This is a genomic window from Streptomyces sp. NPDC004266 (assembly GCF_042874095.1).
In the GTDB taxonomy this organism is placed as follows: domain Bacteria; phylum Actinomycetota; class Actinomycetes; order Streptomycetales; family Streptomycetaceae; genus Streptomyces.
Map to the genome: position 1 here is coordinate 1 of NZ_JBIAMM010000042.1, position 3,604 is coordinate 3,604.

At 72.9% G+C, this 3,604-nt stretch carries 4 protein-coding genes; 2 read left to right on the forward strand and 2 right to left on the reverse strand.

Going from position 1 to position 3,604, the window contains the following annotated elements:
- On the forward strand, positions 1–225 hold a 225-nt coding region (locus ACFYUZ_RS39090), incomplete at its 5' end, for a response regulator transcription factor (protein WP_389317949.1).
- A 5-nt stretch (positions 226–230) separates the two neighbouring features.
- On the opposite strand, the gene ACFYUZ_RS39095 is transcribed toward ACFYUZ_RS39090, so the two are convergent.
- Together ACFYUZ_RS39095 and ACFYUZ_RS39100 are read right to left on the reverse strand one after the other, a co-directional pair.
- Positions 231–1,931: a GAF domain-containing protein gene (locus ACFYUZ_RS39095; RefSeq protein ID WP_389317952.1), complete on the reverse strand. Its 1,701-nt coding sequence runs from the start codon at positions 1,929–1,931 to the stop codon at positions 231–233.
- A gap of 349 nt (positions 1,932–2,280) precedes the next feature.
- Positions 2,281–3,180 carry a universal stress protein gene (locus ACFYUZ_RS39100; RefSeq protein ID WP_389317955.1) on the reverse strand — a complete coding sequence of 300 codons (900 nt, stop codon included), beginning with the start codon at positions 3,178–3,180 and terminating at the stop codon, positions 2,281–2,283.
- Positions 3,181–3,424: 244 nt separating this feature from the next.
- Here ACFYUZ_RS39100 and ACFYUZ_RS39105 point away from each other — a divergent pair.
- Positions 3,425–3,604 (forward strand): CBS domain-containing protein (locus ACFYUZ_RS39105; RefSeq protein WP_389317958.1); only part of this gene is annotated, 180 nt, incomplete at its 3' end.

The following is a 3,604-nucleotide window of genomic DNA, read 5'->3' on the forward strand; positions in this document are numbered from 1 at the left end:
CCGGAGGACGAGCGGCTCGCGGCCCTCTCCGAACGGGAGCGGTCCGTACTCGACCTCATCGGCGAGGGACTCACCAACCGGCAGATCGCCAAACGCCTCTACCTCTCGGAGAAGACCGTCAAGAACCACATCTCACGACTGCTGGGCAAACTCGGCGTCGAGCGTCGTGTCCAGGCCGCCGTCATCGCCGCGCAGGTCCACGAACACGGCGCCGAGGGGAAGTAGCGCGGTCAGAGGCTCCCGGTCGGCAGCGGGATCCGCCACTCGAGCACCGTGCCGCTGCCGGGCTCCGCCCGCGCGCGGACCGACAGCGAGCCGCCCAGCCGCTCGGCCCGCTCGGACAGGTTCCGCAGCCCACTGCGCCTGCCGCCCCGCGGTACGCCCACGCCGTCGTCGCTCACCGTCACCGCCAGGACGCCCTCCTCGGCCACGACCGCCACCTCCACCCTCCGGGCCCGGGCGTGCCGTGCCACATTGGTGAGCGCCTCCCCGAGGACGGCGAGTGCCTCCTCGGCCGCCTCCGGCGGCACGTCCGTGTCCAGCAGCCCCTCCATCCGGAGCGCCGGAGCGAATCCGAGTGTCGACGCGGCCGATTCCACCGCTTGGACGACACGGTTCCTGAGTTTCGGAGCACTGCCGGAGGTGTCGTGTTCCCGGAGTCCGAAGATGGTCGATCGGATGATCTTGATCGTGGCGTCCAGGTCGTCGACGGCCCGCGTCAGCCGCTCCACGGCCTCGGGGTGCTCGACGAACCGCCGCGCGCTCTGCAGCGTCATCCCCGTGGCGAACAGGCGCTGGATCGCCAGGTCGTGCAGATCACGTGCGATCCGGTCACGATCCTCCAGAAGGCTCACCTGCTCGGCGTCACGGCGCCTGTCGGCCAGTTCGAGCGCCAGTGCCGCCTGGCCGGCGAAGCCCGGGAGAGCCGCGATCTCGGCGCCCACGAAGGGTGACCGCGCCCGGCGCCGGGCGAGGATCAGTACGCCGCTCAGCCGCTCCTTCGTGCCGACCGTCACCGCGACCGCCGGCCCGAAGCCCTTCCAACGCTCCGGCTGCACCGTCACCCGCTCGTCGCTCTCCACGTCCGCCAGCGTGACCAGGCCGTCCTCCTCCTCGAGGGCGGCGGCGGCCAGGGTTCCCTCGCTGCTCGGCAGGACCACGCCCCGGTGCGCGTCGGCCCCCTCACCGCGCGCCAGCGACCCCCGCAGCTCGCCGCCCGTGCCCATCAGGTAGAAGACCCCCATGTCGGCGCCCGCGATGTCCATGGCCTGCTCCAGCATCCCGTCGAGCACCAGGGTCTCCTCCGAGCCCGACAGCAGGGCGCTGGTGAGGTCGGCGCTCGCGGCCAGCCACCGCTGCCTGAGCCTGCCCTCCTCGTAGAGACGGGCGTTCTCGATCGCGATGCCGGCCGCGACGGCCAGTGTCGTCACCACGGCCTCGTCCTCTGCGTCGAAGTCCGCCCTCCCCCGCTTCTCGGTGAGGTACAGGTTCCCGAACACCTCCTCCCGGACCCTGATGGGGACACCGAGAAAGGAGTGCATCGGCGGATGGTGCGGCGGGAATCCGTACGAGGCGGGGTGCTCGGACAGCTCGGAGAGGCGCAGGGGCTGGGGGTTGCGGATCAGTTCGCCGAGGATGCCGTGGCCGGAGGGGAGATCCCCGATCCGCCTCCACACGTCGTCGTCGATGCCGACGGGGACGAACTCGGCGAGTCTCCGGTCCTCCCCGATGACGCCCAGGGCCCCGTACTCGGCGTCCACGAGGACCACTGCGGCCTCCACGATGCCTCGCAGCACCTGGGGCAGGTCCAGTTCCCGGCCCACGGACATGACGGCCTCCAGGAGCCCGTTCAACCGGTCCCTCGTGCCCCGCACCTCGTCGATGCGTGCCTGAAGTTCGTCGAGCAGCTCGTCCAGTTTCAACCGTGGCATCCGTGTGTCCGCGGATTCGGGGTCCTCCCGGCCCATCAAGACCTCCGGTCGCGTCAGACGCAGGGGCGGCATCCGTGGCGCCCGGTCTTCACGGTAGTCCCTGTGCTCCGACGGTTCCTGTCAGGCCCGTTCCTCCGCAGGCGGTCCGGACGGGTCGCGCGGCGGGCCCCGAGCGCGAGTGCCCGTGGGACGACGGCAGGGGGGTTCGGGGACCGCCGCCACGGCCGGGCCGGCGGCGGTGACGGCCGTCGTGCCGAACGGGGCCCCCGCAACCGGCCAGGAGGACGTCACCCGGGACGGCCGGGCCGACGCCGACCACCCACGACGTCGTGGCGATCCGTGGTGCCGGTCATGACGCGCTCCCATGGCCGGGTCCTTGCCGGGGGAGGAGCTCCACGGGGCAGTGGGCGTGCTGCAGCAGGGTCAGCGTGATCCGGCCGAGCGTCGGTCCGAGGTAGCCGGGCGACCGCCGACCGCCGAGGACCAGAAGGTCGGCGTGGTGCGACGCGTCGACGAGGGCTCCGGGCACGCTGTGGCTCTTCCGGCCCTCGGCCTGCACGGTCAGGCCCGGGAACTCCTCCCGGAGCCGGTCCGAGACCGAGGACGGCACGCGGGCGTGGGCACGGGCGCTCCCGTCTCCGCCGTTGCGCGACGCGGCCCGGGCGTCGATGATCCGCCCCACGTCCCAGATGTGCAGGAGCCACAGGGGCATCTTGCGCAGGAGGGCTTCGTGGGCCGTCGCACGGGCGCAGCCCACGTCGGCCTCGTCCCGGACCGCCGCGAGGACCGCGTCGGCCTCGACGGACTCCGCGGCCCCCCGCACCACGACCGCGGGCGTGGTGGCGCCGGCCGCGACCTCGAGACCGACCGATCCGAGCAACAGCGAGGAGAACCCGCCGAGGCCCCGGTGTCCGACGACGATCGTGCCGGTCGAGGCGGCGGCCCGCCTCAGACTGCCAGGAGCCGGGCCGTCGGAGAGTTCCTCGACGACCGCCAGCTCGGGGTATCGCTCCGCGATCGCCTCGGCGGTGCGGTCGAGCAGCTCACGCCCCGCTCGCCGAGCCCTGACGATCTCCGCCTCGGACAGGAACGGGACCGGTGCGTCCGTGTCCGCCGCGTGGACGAGACAGAGGGTGCTGCCCCGCAGGTCCGCCTCCGCCGCCGCCCACATCACCGCCGTGTGCGCGGACGGTGATCCGTCGACGCCGACGACGACCCTGCCCAGGGCGGAACGAGCTGTTCCGTTCATCGCTCCTCCTAGGAGCCGAGGGGCCTTCCTCCACCCTGGCAGCCGGCCCCCGGTGGCCGGAGGGCCGCTGGGGGCAAGGACGGGACCGAAGGTCCCCGCCCCGGCCGGGCAGGGTGCGGACCCGGCACGACGAGCCCGTTCGGTCCCGAGGGTGGACCGTTCGGCCCTCGCGGGCTGCCGCGCGCGCGTCGGAGGGTGGTGGTGCGGGGATCACCGTCCCCACCCTCGAACAGGAGGCGCGGCGATGAAGCACATGAAGGTCGGCGGCCTGATGACCGACGACGTGGTCTCCGCCGTCCCCGCGATGTCGTTCAGGGGGGTGGCGAAGTTGCTCGCCGAGCACGAGATCAGCGGGGTCCCCGTCGTGGACGACGACGAGCACGTCGTCGGTGTCGTCTCCGAGAGCGACCTCCTGGCCCGCCAC

What these genes read in the sequence shown, in the direction of transcription:
- ACFYUZ_RS39100 (WP_389317955.1), bottom strand. Translation starts at nt 3,180, where the DNA reads ATGAACGGAACAGCTCGTTCCGCCCTGGGCAGGGTCGTCGTCGGCGTC.
- ACFYUZ_RS39095 (WP_389317952.1), bottom strand. Translation starts at nt 1,931, where the DNA reads ATGCCACGGTTGAAACTGGACGAGCTGCTCGACGAACTTCAGGCACGC.